Annotated in this window: 19 protein-coding genes, 1 tRNA gene and 1 CRISPR repeat array; of the genes, 11 read left to right on the top strand and 9 right to left on the bottom strand. The window is 48.9% G+C overall.

Features of this window, described 5'->3' with window-relative positions; translation table 11 throughout:
* Window positions 1-113: 113 nt before the first annotated feature.
* The 6 genes from csa3 to cas4 (N186_RS03505) all read left to right on the top strand — a co-directional run bounded on the left by csa3 (window position 114) and on the right by cas4 (N186_RS03505) (window position 3,478).
* On the top strand, window positions 114-764 hold the full coding sequence (gene csa3, locus N186_RS03530) for a CRISPR-associated CARF protein Csa3 (protein WP_020962396.1): 651 nt from the start codon (window positions 114-116) through the stop codon (window positions 762-764).
* Window positions 765-854: 90 nt separating this feature from the next.
* Window positions 855-1,178 carry a CRISPR-associated protein Cas4 gene (cas4, locus tag N186_RS03525; RefSeq protein WP_148682025.1) on the top strand — a complete coding sequence of 108 codons (324 nt, stop codon included), beginning with the start codon at window positions 855-857 and terminating at the stop codon, window positions 1,176-1,178.
* 165 nt (window positions 1,179-1,343) lie between these two features.
* On the top strand, window positions 1,344-1,697 hold the full coding sequence (cas4a, locus tag N186_RS03520) for a type I-A CRISPR-associated protein Cas4/Csa1 (protein WP_020962393.1): 354 nt from the start codon (window positions 1,344-1,346) through the stop codon (window positions 1,695-1,697).
* Complete coding sequence (cas1, locus tag N186_RS03515) at window positions 1,694-2,671, top strand: CRISPR-associated endonuclease Cas1 (RefSeq protein ID WP_020962392.1); 978 nt, start codon at window positions 1,694-1,696, stop codon at window positions 2,669-2,671. Before cas4a ends, cas1 begins: the two co-directional genes overlap by 4 nt.
* Window positions 2,665-2,943: a CRISPR-associated endonuclease Cas2 gene (gene cas2 / locus N186_RS03510; protein ID WP_020962391.1), complete on the top strand. Its 279-nt coding sequence runs from the start codon at window positions 2,665-2,667 to the stop codon at window positions 2,941-2,943. Before cas1 ends, cas2 begins: the two co-directional genes overlap by 7 nt.
* On the top strand, window positions 2,927-3,478 hold the full coding sequence (gene cas4, locus N186_RS03505; RefSeq protein WP_148682024.1) for a CRISPR-associated protein Cas4: 552 nt from the start codon (window positions 2,927-2,929) through the stop codon (window positions 3,476-3,478). Before cas2 ends, cas4 (N186_RS03505) begins: the two co-directional genes overlap by 17 nt.
* A 491-nt stretch (window positions 3,479-3,969) precedes the next feature.
* Window positions 3,970-5,694: a CRISPR direct-repeat array (repeat unit 25 nt; unit sequence GATGCAACTAAGAAAGAATTGAAGG).
* A gap of 513 nt (window positions 5,695-6,207) precedes the next feature.
* Here the strand turns inward: cas4 (N186_RS03505) and N186_RS03500 are convergent.
* From N186_RS03500 to N186_RS03490, 3 genes are all read right to left on the bottom strand, one after another.
* Window positions 6,208-6,663 carry a PDDEXK family nuclease gene (locus N186_RS03500; RefSeq protein WP_020962389.1) on the bottom strand — a complete coding sequence of 152 codons (456 nt, stop codon included), beginning with the start codon at window positions 6,661-6,663 and terminating at the stop codon, window positions 6,208-6,210.
* A complete protein-coding gene (locus tag N186_RS03495) occupies window positions 6,660-7,556 on the bottom strand; it encodes a ParA family protein (protein WP_020962388.1) in 897 nt (298 codons plus the stop codon). The genes N186_RS03500 and N186_RS03495 overlap by 4 nt, the downstream gene beginning before the upstream one ends.
* 207 nt (window positions 7,557-7,763) lie before the next feature.
* Window positions 7,764-7,876 (bottom strand) — tRNA-Arg (locus N186_RS03490).
* Between the two features lie 102 nt (window positions 7,877-7,978).
* Between N186_RS03490 and N186_RS03485 the strand changes: the two genes are divergently transcribed.
* The 4 genes from N186_RS03485 to N186_RS03470 all read left to right on the top strand — a co-directional run bounded on the left by N186_RS03485 (window position 7,979) and on the right by N186_RS03470 (window position 10,946).
* On the top strand, window positions 7,979-8,554 hold the full coding sequence (locus N186_RS03485) for a hypothetical protein (RefSeq protein ID WP_148682023.1): 576 nt from the start codon (window positions 7,979-7,981) through the stop codon (window positions 8,552-8,554).
* Window positions 8,555-8,587: 33 nt separating this feature from the next.
* Window positions 8,588-8,857, top strand: coding sequence for a KEOPS complex subunit Pcc1 (locus N186_RS03480; protein WP_020962386.1), 270 nt, complete (start codon window positions 8,588-8,590; stop codon window positions 8,855-8,857).
* A 61-nt stretch (window positions 8,858-8,918) separates the two neighbouring features.
* Complete coding sequence (locus tag N186_RS03475) at window positions 8,919-10,031, top strand: ATPase domain-containing protein (RefSeq protein WP_020962385.1); 1,113 nt, start codon at window positions 8,919-8,921, stop codon at window positions 10,029-10,031.
* 66 nt (window positions 10,032-10,097) lie between these two features.
* On the top strand, window positions 10,098-10,946 hold the full coding sequence (locus N186_RS03470; protein WP_020962384.1) for an NAD(+)/NADH kinase: 849 nt from the start codon (window positions 10,098-10,100) through the stop codon (window positions 10,944-10,946).
* On the opposite strand, the gene N186_RS03465 is transcribed toward N186_RS03470, so the two are convergent.
* From N186_RS03465 to prf1, 4 genes are read right to left on the bottom strand one after another with little or no spacing between them, the layout of a single operon-like run.
* Entirely contained in the window at window positions 10,939-11,550 is a 612-nt protein-coding gene (locus N186_RS03465) for a DUF2067 family protein (protein ID WP_020962383.1), read from the bottom strand. The two genes, N186_RS03470 and N186_RS03465, sit on opposite strands and share 8 nt — an antisense overlap.
* 14 nt (window positions 11,551-11,564) lie before the next feature.
* Window positions 11,565-12,143 carry an exosome complex RNA-binding protein Csl4 gene (locus N186_RS03460; protein ID WP_020962382.1) on the bottom strand — a complete coding sequence of 193 codons (579 nt, stop codon included), beginning with the start codon at window positions 12,141-12,143 and terminating at the stop codon, window positions 11,565-11,567.
* Window positions 12,144-12,195: 52 nt separating this feature from the next.
* The gene (locus N186_RS03455; RefSeq protein WP_020962381.1) at window positions 12,196-12,825 is read right to left on the bottom strand and encodes an METTL5 family protein; all 630 of its coding nucleotides are present in this window, start codon (window positions 12,823-12,825) and stop codon (window positions 12,196-12,198) included.
* 4 nt (window positions 12,826-12,829) lie between these two features.
* On the bottom strand, window positions 12,830-14,062 hold the full coding sequence (gene prf1, locus N186_RS03450; RefSeq protein ID WP_020962380.1) for a peptide chain release factor aRF-1: 1,233 nt from the start codon (window positions 14,060-14,062) through the stop codon (window positions 12,830-12,832).
* Window positions 14,063-14,201: 139 nt separating this feature from the next.
* Here prf1 and pyrH point away from each other — a divergent pair, with 139 nt between their 5' ends.
* Window positions 14,202-14,906 (top strand): UMP kinase, encoded by a 705-nt coding sequence (pyrH, locus tag N186_RS03445; protein ID WP_020962379.1) that lies wholly within the window; start codon window positions 14,202-14,204, stop codon window positions 14,904-14,906.
* Here pyrH and sucD read toward each other — a convergent pair.
* Both sucD and N186_RS03435 read right to left on the bottom strand, forming a co-directional pair.
* Entirely contained in the window at window positions 14,903-15,787 is an 885-nt protein-coding gene (gene sucD / locus N186_RS03440) for a succinate--CoA ligase subunit alpha (RefSeq protein ID WP_020962378.1), read from the bottom strand. The genes pyrH and sucD overlap by 4 nt on opposite strands.
* A complete protein-coding gene (locus N186_RS03435; protein WP_020962377.1) occupies window positions 15,787-16,902 on the bottom strand; it encodes a succinate--CoA ligase subunit beta in 1,116 nt (371 codons plus the stop codon). The genes sucD and N186_RS03435 overlap by 1 nt, the downstream gene beginning before the upstream one ends.
* Window positions 16,903-16,991: the final 89 nt, after the last annotated feature.

The following is a 16,991-nucleotide window of genomic DNA, read 5'->3' as shown; positions in this document are numbered from 1 at the left end:
AATGCGCTAGAGGTTATAATATAATTCCATTTCGACTTATTGGTTTTGAAAAATGTGAAGTTTTAAATTATTCCCTTTTATAAACGGGATAAGTTAAAATAGCTGATATGCGAATGGAAAGTGTGGAGCGTAGGTCGTTTGTGTTTAGTCTTGGTTTTCACGAGGACTTTGTTATTAGGAGGCTTAGTCGTCTAGCCGCGAGGGGCGGCGAGGACATTGTCTTGTTTACTGGTAGCCCAGTTGTTGCGGGGACTAGGAGGGCTCATGCGAGCCTGATTGAGTACTGTACAAGGGTAGGCTTGAATACGCCTCGACTAGTAGAGTTGCCTCTCTCCGATTCTTCGCTGGCTGTTTCCAGGGCTAGGAGCGTTATTAACGGTCTCTATGAGCCAATCATTGCCGACCTGGGCGGAGGGATGAGGGCTGTCATTGTGGCTGTGCTTATCGCTCTCTTTACATCTGGCAAGGTTTTCGAGCTATACGTGTCGTCTGAGAGCGGGGAGGCCGAAGAGCTCCATATTCCTTCTGGAATTGCCAGGGCTTTTTCGTCCCTGAGCAAAGAGAAAAGGGATATATTGGAATTTATTGCAAAGAACGAGTACTCCAACGCGGATACTATTGCTTATAGGCTCGGCAAGTCCTCTAAGACTGTGAGGAACCACTTGGCTGATCTCAAGAAGATGGGTCTGGTAGTGTCTCATGGGAGGAAGGGCGGGCTGAAGCTGACTAGCTGGGGAAAAGCAATTCTGGGCCTCAACGAGTAAAATGTCCCTGCTATAATTAGGAATTTGTATTCTAGAGCCGTAAGAACCAATATTAGATTACAGTTGTTCCTCTATCCATGGGGAAACAACATGAGTGTGGGCTACTTTTCTAAGAGAGACCTGTATGCGAGTTTGAGAAGGTTTCACAGGGCAAGGAGCCAGGACCCTGTAGAAGAGGAGTATAGGGGGTGGAACTGGGACAAGCCTCCTCTTCGCCCCAGGGCGTATCTCGGGCTAGGCGTGAGCGAGGTCGCGTACAGGTATTGTCCAACAATGAGGGATGTCTACCTGAGGAGGATGGGTGTCGAGGGCGAGAAAAACCAGTGGCTGGCTAACGGCGAGCTTGTTCACAGGGTCTTCCAGATGGTTTCCGAAGAGGTCAGGAGGGAGCTTGCCCTTGGCCGGAGCGGATAGGAGGCCTATGAGAATGTTTCAAGGACGGTTTACAGGAAACTGAAGGAGATGGGTGTGGACTTGGCGAAGCAGAGGTGGGTCGTAGACCTCTATAAGAAGCTTCTCCTCAGGTTCTCCGCGGACGAGTGGGTCTACTATTTCTCGGAGTAGAGGGTTGACGGATCCATGCTTGGCTTGTCTAGGAATCTCCGTGTAGACGCCCTTGTCGAGACAGGCGTTGTAATAGAGGTGAAGCTCGGGAAGCCCCATGAAAACTATAAAAGGGCCCTCGCAGGCTATGCATTGGCCCTAGAGGCAAACTACGAGGTTCCAGTAGACTATGGCATTCTCCTCTATGTGTCCATAGCTAACGGCGGGAAGGTCGGTTTCAGTTGGGAGCCTGTCTACATATCGACGAGCCTGAGGAGCGAGTTCATAGATGCTAGGGACGAGGTCATAGACATGCTTGTATCGGGTAAGGAGCCGCCCAGAGCAGAGGTATGCCCCGAGTCTTGTCCCTTTAGGGGCGTGTGTGGATGAAGACCCTGATTCTTAAAGGATACGGAACCACGCTTAGGACAAGAAAAGGCCTCCTAGTCGTGGAGAATAAGGATAGAAGGCAGGAGCTTTCCCCAGGCGACATAGATCAAGTCCTGATTCTGAGTGGAGGAGTCTCCGTGACGTCTAGGGCAGTTAGGTTGCTTGTTTCCCACGGAGTCGACATTGTTTTTCTCGACCAGAGAGGCTACCCTGTCGGGCGCATATATCCACCCTTCATTAACAAGACTGTCCAGACTAGGCGTGCACAATACGAGGCATATAATAGTCAGAAGAGATGGGACATTGTTTACTCATTTCTATACGCGAAGATAAAGAACCAAGCCGGGCTACTGCGCTACTTCGCCAAGAGCAGGGAAGAGCCCCGGTTGAGAGAGGGCGCCCTGGAAATAGAGATGCAACTAGACAAGCTCCCGTTAGCTCTGGGCGACCCGCAGAGAGTCATAAACTTTGAGGCCCAGTTGGCTAGGATATACTGGGGGTTCGTTGTGGAGCTTGTGCCAAGCGACGTCCATTTTGACGGTAGGGATCCCGAGGCGCTTGACCCGTTTAACGTATCATTGAATTATTTGTATGCTGTGCTTTACTCTGACTGCTGGAAAGGCCTCGTCCTAGCCGGGCTAGACCCCTACGCAGGCTTCCTCCACGCTGATAGGAGCGGGAAAGAGAGCCTCGTCTACGACTACAGCGAGATGTTTAAGCAGGTGGCCGTAGACAGGCTACTAATCAAGATGTTTTTCTCGGGCTGGAGGCCCGACATCGACAATGGGCTCCTGTCTAGAAGCTCAAGGAGCGCGCTACTGCAAGGCTACAAGGACAGCATGCAGGCCAGGGCGAGGACGAGTGATGGGGAGGCCGCTACTCTGGAACAGTTCGTCAAGACATATGCCGTCAAGCTTGCGTCATTTGTAAGGGGAGAGGTTCCAGGCTACAGGGGGTTTATAGCTCAATGGTGAGAGTCGTCGTTGTATACGATATCCACGACGACGAAAAGAGGCTTAGACTTGCAGCGAAGCTAAAGAGCATCGGGCTATCAAGGATACAGAGAAGCGCCTTCACTGGCAAGCTTGACTCTCAGAGGCTAAAAGACCTCTACAGGATATGTGAGTACTTTGCCAGCGACGACCGCGACATTATACACGTGTTTACGCTGTGTGGATACGACTGGTCCAGAAGAAGGGCATTTGGGACCTACAGGGAGGTCGAGCAAAATGTGGTCATCTTCTGACTATATTACTCCCCTCGACATAAAACAGTACGTCTACTGTCCAATGATTCCATGGCTGATCCACAATTTCCACGTCAGGGAACCTGAAACCTACAGCATGGAGAATGCAAGACAAGTAAGGGTCCTTAGGCTCCAGAGCATCCAAACCCTAGTACTAGAGCCACCAGTCCGGGTAGAGTTTCCCATGAGAAGCCCAGAACTCAGGCTTAGAGGCACAGCAGACATAGTCAGCGGCTCGAAGCAAGTAACAGTCGTAGAGGTAAAGGCCTACAAGAGACACGAGTTCAACCACTTCAAGTGGCAACTATTCGCGTACACGTTGCTGTCAGAGAAAACTGTAGGCCCGACTAAAAAAGCAATCCTAGTCCTGGGCGAAAAGACACACACATACGAAGTGACCCTGGAAACACTAGACGCGACTAGAAGACTCGTAGACAAGACATTAAAAGTCATTGAGTCCGAGAAGCCTCCACAGACAAGCCCCTCTGCCAAGTGCTCCTCCTGCTGGTACAAGAGATATTGCCCACTATTCTGACAACAGTCAACCTAAACATAGACAATCTATTTTTTTCTTTTTACTTTTTTACTATTGGATTATTCTATGATCCTTTACACCGAAAACCATCTAGGCAACCAGCTCTACAAGTCTTCTCACAAAAACACTACAAATTCCACAATAAATCTTTAGAATAACATCTCCTATTGCACAGCTTAGGCTCATAGCATGCTGAACCTCACAACCAAGGAACACACCCATATATGTTCAACTACATTGAAAGCAAAGTAAGTCAATGTTTTCTTTAAGGAAAACTAAAAGTTGTTTATGAAGTTTCTTGACGAGAGGATTATTTTAAATTTAGGTTTACGGGAAAACTTCCCGTCTTAAAACGGGGCGTTCCGGGAAGCTTCCCTACTGGGAAGTTTCAGAAGTTTCCAACGAGTAATTCTGAGTGCTAGGGCAGTTTTGCAGACTTCTTGCAGGAAAAAGCATTAAACATATAAACCACACCCGAGTAAAACATTTCGGATGCAACTAAGAAAGAATTGAAGGGCAGCGGCACTGATTTTGGGGACATCGTCACGGGTAAATGACTGATGCAACTAAGAAAGAATTGAAGGGCGATTATCTGTGTGGCGTCCCCGGCCTCACCCTGTCGATGCAACTAAGAAAGAATTGAAGGAATTGCTATTTATCTCTGGAAACTTCAAAAGCCAGAAATAGATGCAACTAAGAAAGAATTGAAGGCGATTTATCGAGAAATATTACTGGTTTCATAGCTGTGGATGCAACTAAGAAAGAATTGAAGGATTGACTGCAGTGTTTCCCTATATTCCTCAACCCTTGCGTTGATGCAACTAAGAAAGAATTGAAGGTCACATACGCGTATACCTTGGTCATCCCCATTAGCCAACGATGCAACTAAGAAAGAATTGAAGGACTTGATAATCCTATAGGTGATGCTTATAAGTCCTAGCGCCGATGCAACTAAGAAAGAATTGAAGGATGCTTTCCCCATCTGCTTTCTTCAAGAGGCCAATCCTGATGCAACTAAGAAAGAATTGAAGGTAGATTGAATCTAGTTTGAGGTGTTGAACCATTTTCCCACAGATGCAACTAAGAAAGAATTGAAGGCGAAGCTGGTAAGGGATAGGTCGAGCTTTGAAAATTCTAGCGATGCAACTAAGAAAGAATTGAAGGTTGCTTTAACAGCTTTCCTAGCTTTCTTTGCCTATTCATTGATGCAACTAAGAAAGAATTGAAGGACACCATGCCATACTCGTATTCCTTCCCGTCACGCCTCCTGATGCAACTAAGAAAGAATTGAAGGCTTTGAAAAAGCAAAGGCAAGTGACCCAGACTCGCTTGAGATGCAACTAAGAAAGAATTGAAGGGGAGCCTCTCCATCCTCAACTGGAACTCCTTAAGCTGTCTGGATGCAACTAAGAAAGAATTGAAGGAAGAGGATGTAGGCAATCAATTGCTGTGTGCTTTGCCTCGTTACGATGCAACTAAGAAAGAATTGAAGGGCGTATAAGCGGATACAATTCCTCCCCTGCCACTTCTGATGCAACTAAGAAAGAATTGAAGGTACTTGAAATTACACCTGCTAGAAAAGCAAACATGGTAGATGCAACTAAGAAAGAATTGAAGGTGAACGAAGTGGCTACATAGATTCCACGCCCCAGATTAGATGCAACTAAGAAAGAATTGAAGGTAGGGTCCTGTGTGGGTTCGGCGGGCGTCGAAAACGATATCGAGATGCAACTAAGAAAGAATTGAAGGGTTGTTCTTCGTGACGCTCGGAATAATCCATGCGCTCGACGATGCAACTAAGAAAGAATTGAAGGTTGAAAAAAGAGGTGCAGAAAAATGTGGTGGATATACGTGCTGATGCAACTAAGAAAGAATTGAAGGAATTCTATTGTACACTATTCTGCCTGTGCTGTCTGTCTGTACGATGCAACTAAGAAAGAATTGAAGGGGTGCTAGCACTGGCTGGAGCTCGTGCGGTGTGAAGAATATGTGTGATGCAACTAAGAAAGAATTGAAGGCACACGAGTGTCTGCGGGGGACTCGAGGGCGCGGAGCCACCTGATGCAACTAAGAAAGAATTGAAGGATGAATAAGGACATAAACCAGAAAATAAGTGTTTCCGATGATGCAACTAAGAAAGAATTGAAGGCGAAGCCGAAGCCGAAAATAGCGAAGCCGAAAATCAAGAGCAGATGCAACTAAGAAAGAATTGAAAGGTGAAGACGCAGGGCTGTTTTTGAGTACTGTGAATTGGCTTGTAATAATTTTGTTATGTTTGTGTATAACTTTGTTATTTTTGTTTTTCTCTGTTTAAAATACATGTAATAACATTGTTATCATAAATAATAACGATATTATGCTATGTGATAACTTTGTTTTTATGGCTTTTCTGCTTTTTGGTTCTTGGATTATGTAGTTTTGTTCTTGAGTCGCTTTTCTGGGTCTAGTTTGTTTGGGCAATGTGTAGCGGGATAAAAGACGAATAAGTGGTGTGGCGAAGTATGTTTTAGGGGATGGTTCCAGGAGAGGATGGGTTGAAAATTGTGTGGGTGGCTGGTGGGTATGCGGATTAATGGCACTGTTGGGGCTGTTTTTTAGTGAGTTTTGTAACGCGTTTATCAAAGGGTCATGGTTTGGTGGTTCTCTAATATCAACGTGAATTTTCGATCATTACGAGTCCACTGAGCTACAATGGAAGATAATGTCGTGGGTGTCTCGAAGCATGTCCTTTAGTGAATGCTTTGGCTGTGCGACTCGTGAAGGTGGGGGTCCATCTTTAGAGGGTTTCTTAAGGCTTCCCTGAGGATCTTGGGGTCTCCCCGCCCAATCATGAACATGTAACCAATAGGCGTTAAGTTTATGATGGCTAGAGCTTTGGAAACATGGTTCTCGCATTTATCGCTTAGCGCTGTGTCGAGCACGTGCAACAGGTAGACCTTGTCATAGCCATGAAGAAGGAGCGCAAGCGCTTCATCCAGTCCCAAGTAGAATTTAGGTGCGTCTTTGAAGTATTTTACTTCGATGGCTATCTTCTCATTGTTTTTCTCTAGCTCAATGTCCGCATCTGGGGATTGTTTTCCCTTCCCGCTCATTATTCTTTTTACTTTGTAGCCTTTTTCGCTCAAGACGTGGGATACGTATTTGTAGGCCTCCTCTTCACTGGCGAAGTCCTGCAGTTTTTTCACCCTTTTGCCTTGTCTCTTACCACGTAGTCGTAGAATTCGTCGAAGAAGCTTTGGAACTCTTCCTCTGCTTTTTTGTCTCCAATTTTGTACAGGGGTTTGTGTTCTTCTAGTGATTTGACGTATGCTATTCTGTCGTAGAGCTTAGTCTTGTAGACTGGTATGGAGTATTTGTCGTAGAGCTTCTTGCCGCATATCTCGTCGGCTATCTCGTCTGCTATTTTGGCATGGGTGCTTGTCTTTATCTTGTTGAAGACTATGCCTCCGCATAGTGGTCGGTCTTGTCGTCCAGCGAGTGCGATCTCGTAGAATGCTTGGTTGAAGAAGTCCTTTGTGAACATGCCCACTGTGACGCGGCCGAAGTCGTCTGGAATGAGTGGAATAAGGAAGTAGTTGCTTGCGCCTAGCGCCATTCTTGAAAGGGCGCCAAGAGTTGCCGGCGGGTCTATGAATATGAAGCTATAGTTGAGCTGTGAAAGCTTCGTCAATAACTGGTACAGTATGAGGCTCCACCCGAACCCTTTTGCGGCAGATCGAGAAATGATTTCTCTTTCAAGGTCTATTATCCTTGAGTCCCCAACTATAATGTCGAGCCTTGGACTCCAACCGCTGGATGGGTTTGTTTTATACGGGTTTATTATATATTTAGAGATGTTGGGGTCCTGGTTGTTTATTGTCTTGTCTAGTAATTCGTGGATTGTTTGGTTTTGTTTTTCAAGGGCTTGTTGTTGATCGTACCCTAATAGATATACGGATGCCCCAGCCTGGGCGTCTAGATCTATTATGAGTACTTTGTCTGATCCCCCTATTTTTGTCGCCAGCTCGTTAGCTGTATTGACTGTCAGAGTTGTCTTGCCTACGCCGCCCTTCACGCTAAGAAAAGTTACAACCTTCACAAGTGTAAATTTGAATTATATATAGTTAAATTTTATGTAGATCTGGAAACTGGTCTAGAGAAAATTTGACTATGAAAAATTTTTGGAATAAACCGCAGAGAACACTTTTTGAATTTCTGATGCCTTGAGGCTTCAATATTGTTGTTTGGGTCTTGTATGGGGTTCTGGTTGTGTGTCTTGTGTTTATTGTGTTTTATAATGTTTTGATGGCGGGCCCGCCGGGATTTGAACCCGGGACCTGCGGCTTTCTTCGTGTTTTGTGTTGTTCGCGGTTTTTCGGCCTAGAAGGCCGCCGCGCTTCCTAACTGCGCTACGGGCCCAAGGGGTTTCTTGTTTTTTGTTGGTTGTTGTTATTTATATTTTTCTCGGGGCTGGATTTGTCGGGGTAAAGGTATTTAGTTTGTTGTGTCTTGTTTTACTGGATGGCGTGGCGGGTAGTGGTGTCTACTTGTAGGCATGATACTGTGCATGTGAGGAGGCTTGCGCGTGAGCTTGCCATGTGTCTTCCGGGGGCGAGGAGGGTTAATAGGGGTGGTAGGAGCCTTGGGGAGATGCTGGCTTTGGCTAGGTATATGGGTGCTAGGAGGCTTGTGGTCGTGTATAGGGGGCTTGGGGGCAACCCTGGGAGGATTGCGGCCTGGGATGTTGGGGGAGAAGTGGCTAGGAGGATCCCGGCTATTCTGTATCTCCGCGGGGTCGTGTTTTCGGGGGATAAGCGTGTCCCGAGGGCTTCGTCGGATGTGTATGTGTACTCGCTTGGGGAGGAGTCTGAGTATGGGCTGGACGTTGCCTCTATGTTTGACTTGACGTATGTGGGGGTTGTGGGGGTGGACGAGCTTGGAGGCCTGTCGGGCAGGGCTCTCCTGGTGGAGCCCGTGAAGGGGAGGGACTTCTTGTTCGTGTTGAAGTTCTACGAGAACGGTGCCTATATTGGTCCAAGGATGCTGGTCAAGTCTGTCCGCTATTACCGGGCTAGGGACACAGGGGATAACGCATAAAAGCTTTTCTGCCAGTAAAGGCAATGCTCTAATATGCGTGTGGACGACGCTAATGGTCGTTTCAGGGCTGTCTTAGAGGTCGAGGGCGACCCTGACCGCGTGGAGTGGATTTACCGTGCATTTTTGCCCGAGACTGGGGCGGCTCCGAGGTACAGGTCAAGGGCTGTGGCTAGGCTTGCTGGGGAGGGAAAGATGCTTGTAGAGATAACTTCTGGGGACGTTTCTAGCCTGCGGGCCGCTTTTAACACTTTTGCCAGGCTTCTAGAGGCAGTGTTGTCGGCTGAGAGGGTTGAGGATGTCTGATTTTTTCTCTTGGCGTTGAAAAGATACATATTTAAGCAACAATTTCTAAAATTCAGAAATAGTGGTCGAATTGGCGGACATGGGTAAACCTGCTAGGTCTTCGTGTATTGGGTGTCCATTATACATAAAGTCTAGACAGTACTGCCTCAAGCTTAAGACGCAAGTCCCCGATCCATATAATCCGCTGTGCAGGGTGCCCACGCAGGTCCAGGCCGTGCAGCCGGCCGCATCTACACAGGTTGTTTCACAGCCCGTCCCAGTCCAGGAGAGCTACGATACTCAGGTCGCAGAGGCTATACCAGAGGAGGTGCCTCCAGCCCCCGCTGTACCCAGTGTCCCTGCTGTCCCCCAGGCAGTCGACGAGTTGCCATACCAGGACGACCCGTACACCTATAATTACCAGCAGGCACTGATAACCCGTAAGGCACTGTTTGCACCGACGGGTGTCCCAGGGCTCGACGAGATTCTTGCGGGAGGCTTCCTGAGGGGGAAGACATACCTGGTCGCTGGAGAGGCTGGCTGTGGAAAAACAATCCTCTCTATCCAGTTCCTGTTGCATGGCGCACTTAACGGCGAGCCGGGGCTATACATAGCTATAGACGAGCCGACGAACCAGTTGCTCCGCGGCCTCCAGATATTTGGGTGGAATCTGAGGGATCTAATATCCTCTAGGAAGCTGATGTTTGTGGACATGAGGACCCACTTCAGCAAGATCTACATGAGGGACGAGAGGAAAAACATCGAGCCCAGGTACATCATCGAGCAGATACTTGCAGCGGCAAAGAAGATAAACGCGAAGAGGCTTGTCATAGACCCCATCGCGCCCCTTGTCTACGGCGGGAAAGAAGAGGACGTTCTCTATGCAAGAGAGTTCCTGAGAGAAATGGTCTTCGCAATAGAGAAGACCGGGGAGCTGACAACCATCATGACCAGCGAGATACCTACTGGTAGCACGAAGCTGAGCAGGTTCGGCGTAGAGGAGTTCCTGGCTTCTGGGATCATAGTGCTGGGCATCGAGGAGATATACGGAAACGTCGAGAGGGTCATGTACATCAGGAAGGCTAGGTGGGCGCCAGTAAAGCCCAGCAAATACATCTTTGACATTGTCTCTGGCAAAGGCATAGTAATAAGGGAGCCCCTAAGCGAGTACCTCAAGAGGATGCGGCGAGGATAAAAGCTGACAGCAAGGCACATCTAAAATTTTTAATATCGAGTGTTAATAAGTTCTAGGAGCTTATAGATGTCTATACGTAGTGTTTGGCTGAAGGCCAGGGCAGGCGACCCGGTGGCGGCCGGCTGGGCAAAGAAGATATACGATTTCCTCGCGGCGAGGGGTGTCGAGGTATACGTTGACCCGGTCCTGGGCCACGAGATACCTGTGGAACAGCTAAGCGAGAACGAGGCCACAAAAGCCGACCTCGGGATACTTGTCGGCGGGGACGGGACGTTTCTCAGGATTGTCCAGAAGAGTGGCGGTATCCTGCCGCCTATCCTGGGCTTCGCGGCTGACAGCCTTGGCTACCTGCTTCCACACAGTATACGCGACGCGGAAAAGGTGCTGGAAAATGTTCTCGAGGGGAATTACTCCACCAGGAATGTTGCCCTGGGGGAGTACGCCTATGGAGACGAGAAGGGGGTCTTTCTCAACGAGCTGTGTATCTGGGCTCTCCCGGGCAAGCTGATAGAGTTCGAGTTCTCGCTGGATGGCTTGGGCCTTTACCACGGCAGGTCGGATGGGATAATTGTGGCTACGCCCAGCGGTAGCACTGGGCACGCTCTGTCCTATGGCGGGCCGGTGATCCTCGATGTCGGCCAGAAGCTTTTAGAGGTGCTTTTTCCAGGCGCGTTGTCGCCCGCTCTCCGCCCGCTAGTGATCCACGGCGGAACCATAGGCGTAAGGATACTGGCACACCCGGCAAATATGATTCTCGACGGCCAGAAGACCGTGTCTTTAGGCTACTCAGCTGAAGTGAGGATCTCAAATTCTGAGCGTATGCTCAGGATACTGTTTGTGAAAGAATTCGAGGTAAAGATAAACGAGAAGCTAAAGAAAAGGGTCTCTGACAGGAACTTTTCATACATCATGTAGACTGTTTTACTAGTTCTCTCAGCTTTTCAAGGCTCCGCTCATAGTCCATGGAAAGGCTCAGTGTACCGTCTTCTTCCCTCAAAAGGTTTCTGGAGAGCAGTAAGCTAACCGTTTCTTCGGGATTTTTTCCAAGCGTCAGGGAGGCGACAACTAGGAGCCGCCTAGCAGAGGATGTTAGTGGCATATGTATCGCTGAGTGGTAAGCTGATGAGACTTGTTCTGCGAGTTTTACAAGCTCGTTGAGCTCAAGGCTTGTCTCTATCGTTTCCCCAGCTAGCCTCGCGTGTTTGCCCTGTAGCTTGATAATGTCTACGAGGACGGGTACCGGTATGGCTGTTTCGAGCTTTGCCAGTGAGAGGACTGTTTGAATCTTAAATCTCTTTTTCTGGAAGGCGTTTTTTGCGCCGTGCAGTTCCCTGTATAGGGTTTTTACTTCGTTTACGACTTCTTCGGTTCTCTGGCTCTCTGGGATGAATAGCTTCAATTTTTTGCCCTTTATCTCACCGTAAAGCCCGGAGTATTTTATCCTGGATGTTATTAGCTTCAAAAAGGAAATGGCCTCCTCGGGAGTGTCAAAGTTCAGAGTGAGGGTAATGCCTCGCATCGCTAGGCGCCCTGCTACTTTAAGAGATAGTACAGGCTTATCTTCTTGTTCTTTGTCTTGTAGCCGCACTGGGGGCAGTAAAGCACTATGCCGCGTTTCCTCATGGACGACATACACTTAGGGCACTTTGCCACGATTACTCCGAATTGTCGCCCCCTGGTCGACAGGTAGAACGGTGGGCCGCCCTCCTCTACAACGTATGCCCTCACTATGTCTCCATAGCCGAAGACGTCTGAAAGGTATCGTACCCTCGAGTTGCTAGCATTTGCTACATGCAGGATGCCAGTCACGGATGGGACTATTGGGGTCTTTTTGCTTTCTGAATATATGATCCTCAAGACGGCGATTGGGTCCTCGAACCGCTCCACCACAGCGTATACAACCTCGTTTTTCGTAAGTACATTTTTGTGGGTCTTCATGCTCTCGACTTCTGCAACGTGGGTCTTTACGTCGAGCCGTAGCCTTCCGACTTTTTTCGACTTTATCAGCCCGTCGCCGGTGTCTTGGAACACGTTTTTTCCCGGAGAATACTCCTCGATCGTCGCTATTTCCTCGCCAGGTATGACTATCTGCTTCTTGTCTGGGGTCTCCATATACACCACTTTGAAAAGTGAATTTGCACCCATATATATTATTATGAGCCTGCTACTGTCTAGGCCTGTATACACGGATAAGGGAGACCTTGAAGCAGTGTCTCCTTTTCCTGTGGAACATGTATTCGGGGGGTATGCATATTTCTTCTTCGAGGAGCACATCGATGACGAGGGAAGGGTGGTGTTTCCTGAGGAAGCTCCTAATGTAGCTGATAGTGTTTGCCTTGTGAAGGCTGTAAATTGTCTCTGTTAGGGCCAGGGCCTTCTCTAGGAAGGCAATGTCGCTCCCCTTCCTGTGGACCCCAAAGGGCGGGTTCTGGATCACAGTGTCGAATACAATGTTCTCCCTGAATGGGAGATGCAAAACGTCTGTTGCAACAAGGTCCACCCTATCGTAGATTCCTAGCTGTACAGCTTGACTACGTGCAACCTGCAACGCCTCGTAGTCTATGTCTAGAAGAAGTGTCTGTCCACCTAGGACAGCGGCGCCCAGCCCAAGCCTCCCAGTGCCACTCCCGAGGTCGACAACCCTTTTGCCGGATATGTCGTGGTAGTGCTCCTCGGCTATCCAGAGCATTGTAGCCGCTAGGGTTGCAGGAGTAGAGTACTGTTCAAAATGTATCTTTGGAGAAGGATGCCTGGGGACAAGATTTAGGATCCGCTCGAGCTCTTTCTTTTTCATTTTCTTACTTCTGTAGCTTGTATCTCAGTATGGCAGCTATGCCCCCAAATGTCTTGTAGAATTCTTTCCCCTCTGCCGACTCCGTCGAGACCAGTACAACTTCTGCGCCACTGTTCTCTGCCAGCTCGGCCAGCTCTTCAATTATCATCTTGTTCTCTAGTACCTCGACCTCGCCGCCGCACTTGGGGCATGTCAGCTTGTTTGCCTCTTCCTCACTGTTGAGCGTCGCCTGGAACTCGTGCTTGCATGTCTTGCATACAGCGTGGACCCTTACCTTGTTTACTGCCTCTGATACGAGGAGCGTGTCGACAGCGTTCAGCTGTAGGGCCTGTCGAACCTCTTCTTCTCCGTATATTGCTAGCCCTGTGTCTCGGGCCAAGTGGTACAGGAACTTGTTTACTGTTTCTCTTTCCTTCATGTACTGTACGTCCCTTATTAGGTCCCGCGCCTTGTCGAGTAGCTCGTAGAGGCCCGAGACCCCGCCGTACCCAACGTCAAATACTCCGATTACTTTTTGGCGTAGCTCGTAGTGGAGGTAGTCGCCTTCTACGAATTCTTTTTTCGAGAAGCCGGGGCCGCCAACGATTATGCCTTTTAGCTCGTCCTTTATCGGTAGAAATATCTTGTTGGCGTGTTCGCCTAGCCTCTTATAGAACTCGTGTACAAGTTGCTCAATTACTCTTTCATACCTCCTGGCCGACTGTCCACCGCTCCTGTGCTTTCCCGGGATGCCAGCCGTAAGCTCGTCAACCACCTCTAGCGATTTGCCCCTGAGAATCGCTATTGCTGCCTCGTCTCGCTCCACGAGGATGAGCCCGTAGGCCTCTTTCACTCTTATCATGTCTTCGAGTATCTCTGTGTAGAATCTAGAGTCGCACCTGTAGAGCCAGACGTTCAGCTTCTGCGGCGGCTCTATGAGGTGAATCTCCATTTTTTCTCGGCCGGGCACGTCTCCAGCGACGTAGCCAGCGAAGACTATCAAGCCGTTTGGCGGCGTCTCCTTGAACATCTTTAGGCGGCTAATTATGGATGCCAATGCGTCTAGTACGTGGTGCCTTGTGACCCGGTCCTTTATGTTTGAGGCCGTGGCGTACTCGTAGGTGAGCGTGTTTACGACTTCGCTGATAGGTCTGCCGGCTGGTATGTATAGTGATACGAGCTCTGTCCCTCTTCCCTCCTTCTTTTTTAGCTCCTCGACTAGCTTTTCCAGCTTGAATCTCTCTACATCCTCTCTCATTGTCTCCGCTCACCTAAAGTGTCTACTCTTTAAGCATGTAAATGGTTTTTAAAGGTATGTTTGCCATGTATGTTTCCCCTATACCACTTCCATGGGAGACACAAGAAATATTCTTAAGAGTGTGTGGTGCTCGTCGTAGATGGAGAGCAATATGCGTCCAGCAGTTATAAAGCTTGGCGGGTCTCTATTGTTCACTGAGGGGGGAGAGCTCCGCGAAGAATACGTAAAGAGCTTTCTCGCATCGCTGAAGAAGTACAGCGAGGCATCGGACAGAAAAATCGTTGTGGTGGTCGGTGGGGGCAAGGTTGCAAGGAGATACATTGAGGTCGGCAGGAGGCTTGCCGTCAACGAGAGTCTGCTTGACGAGATAGGTATACAAGTAAGCAGGCTCAACGCTTCACTCATGCATACGGCTTTCTATGGAACATTTCCGCTGATTCCAGACACGTTGAGAAGGCTACACGAGCTGGTTAATCTCGGGATGAAGATTATCTTTATGGGTGGGCTCCAGCCCGGCCAGTCGACTACTACTACTGCCGCCCTGGCGGCCGAGTCGCTGGGCGCGGAGCTCATTATAGCTACGGACGTTGACGGTATATACACGGAGGACCCCAAAAAGCATCCGGAGGCAAGTTTTCTCGAGGAGATATCTGTTGGGGAGTTAAAGAGAAAATTTGTGTCGGGGCAACATGCGGGCGAGTACCGTCTAATAGACCTTTATGCGCTAAACATCATTGAGAGGGGCAGGATAGCCACATATGTTCTCAACGGTAATCCTCCAGATAGGATCTTCAGGGTTCTAAGCGGAGAAAGAGAGAAGTATACAAGGATAACCTTCGGCTAATGTGTCCTCTGCATGGCTTCTCTGACCAGCTGTACTATTTCGCCGAGGCTGCCGGCAACCTTTACGCCGCTCCTTGACAGGGCCTCCACCTTGCTTGGATAGCTTCCCTCGGAGCCAAACACTATTGCCCCAGCGTGGCCCATCTTTTTGCCGGGCGGCGCTGTTTTGCCTGCTATGTAAGCTACCACGGGCTTCTTGCTAGTATCAGTTGCATAGTATTGTGCGAATTTTTCCTCTTTGCCACCGCCTATCTCGCCCACGATTACAACGGCGTCTGTCTCTGGATCGCCCTTGAACATTTTGTAGACGTCTTCGAAAGATAGCCCCGTAACAGGGTCTCCGCCAATCCCCACCGCTGTCGAGACTCCTAAGCCGGCCTTTAGAAGCTTCAAGGAGATCTCGTAGGTTAACGTGCCGCTCCTAGAGATCAGGCCTATCCTTCCAGGTTTAAAATAGTCTCCAGGCATTATCCCAACCTTTGACTTCCCTGGAGAGATTGCCCCAGGAGTGTTTGGACCGATTACTGTAGCTCCCTTGGTTGCTGCATATCTAACGAAGCGTATTGTCTCGTGGACAGGTATATGTTCCGTTATGACCACGATTGTCTTGATTCCCGAGTCGACAGCCTCATAGACGGCGTCTGGCGCGAAGCGTGCCGGGACAAATATAATGGATGTATTGATGTCTGGGTGTTTTTCGAGGGCTTCTTCCACGGAATTGTATACTGGGACCCCCTCAACGACTGTGCCCCCCTTTCCAGGAGAGACGCCTGCAACGATGCGGGTCCCATACTTTAACATCTGCGATGTGTGAAGCATTCCCTGCTTCCCAGTGATTCCCTGCACGAGCACTCTTGTATTTTCATCTACAAGTATAGCCATTACTTCACCACCTCTACGACTGCATCTTCGAGACTATCATAGGGCTTGATCCCCGCGTCCAACAGGATTCTTCTGCCCTCTTCCTCCATGAAGCCTGAGAGCCTCACAACGATTTTCACGTTTCTGTTGCCTGTCTCACGTAGTGCCTCTACGACTCCCCGGGCTACCTCGTCGCATCTGGTTATTCCTCCCAAGATATTTATGAGGACCCTGTCTATGTGACTCTGTCCTAAGACAAGTTTTACAGCCTCTTTTACTCTCTCCATCTCTGCGCCTCCGCCTAGATCCAGGAAGAATCCTGGCTTCCCACCAGCATCGTTTACAGCATCTAGCGTGGCCATTGTCAGTCCAGCGCCGTTCCCTATAACGGCGATGTTTCCATCCAGCTTGACGGCCGCGAACCCTCTCTCTACAGCTGTGCGTCCAAGGGCATCGAGCTCTGAATAGTACCTCTGGGCTATGCCTGCGAGCTTTTTGTCGCCTAACGAGTCGTCATCAATTATTCCTTTCCTGTCCAAGGCCAGGATCCCCTGGTCAGTCAATGCTAATGGGTTTATCTCAAGCAACGTGAAGTTGTAGTCTCTGAATACTTTCCAGAGCGAGTAGATCATGTCTGCAACATGATTGTAGGGTAGCTCCAGATAGCTGGCTACTCTCCTCACCATGTAGTCCCTTAGGTCCTCAAAGGGGTCAATAAAGATCCTGAGGAGGCCTCCTGGCTTTCTGGCGAGGTCCTCTACGTCTACGCCCCCGTACTTGGAGGCAAGCAGGAGATAGCCAGGGGGTAGCGAGGAAACCATGAATGATAGATACATTTCTCTCTGTACTGCCTTCTTCTCTGAAACCATAACGTATCGTATCTTTTCTCCGCGGAAATCCCTCGATAAAAATTCCCGCGAAATCTTCAAGGCTTCATCTATGCTGTTCGCAGTCTTTACTAGTCCAGCCTTGCCCCTGCCCCATCCTCGTACCTGTGCTTTAACAATAAAGGGCGGCGACAAGTCTTCTAGACATCGTTCTGTCCCCTCGATGGGGTAGTTTAGAAGGCATGATTTTTCTACCGGTAAACCAATGCTCTCTAGTATCTCTTTTATCTCGAATTCGTATAGTATCATCGATAATTTGTGGTTGAAAAACATTTAATATTTGTCTTGCATGTCTCCCCATGCAAAACCGAAACTCTTTTAAACAGTTTTTGTTAATA

Origin of the sequence: Thermofilum adornatum (genome assembly GCF_000446015.1) — an archaeon.
GTDB classification, from domain to species: Archaea; Thermoproteota; Thermoprotei; order Thermofilales; family Thermofilaceae; genus Thermofilum; species Thermofilum adornatum.
The sequence above is the reverse complement of the archived record's forward strand: the minus strand, read 5'-3'. Positions and strand labels throughout refer to the sequence as shown.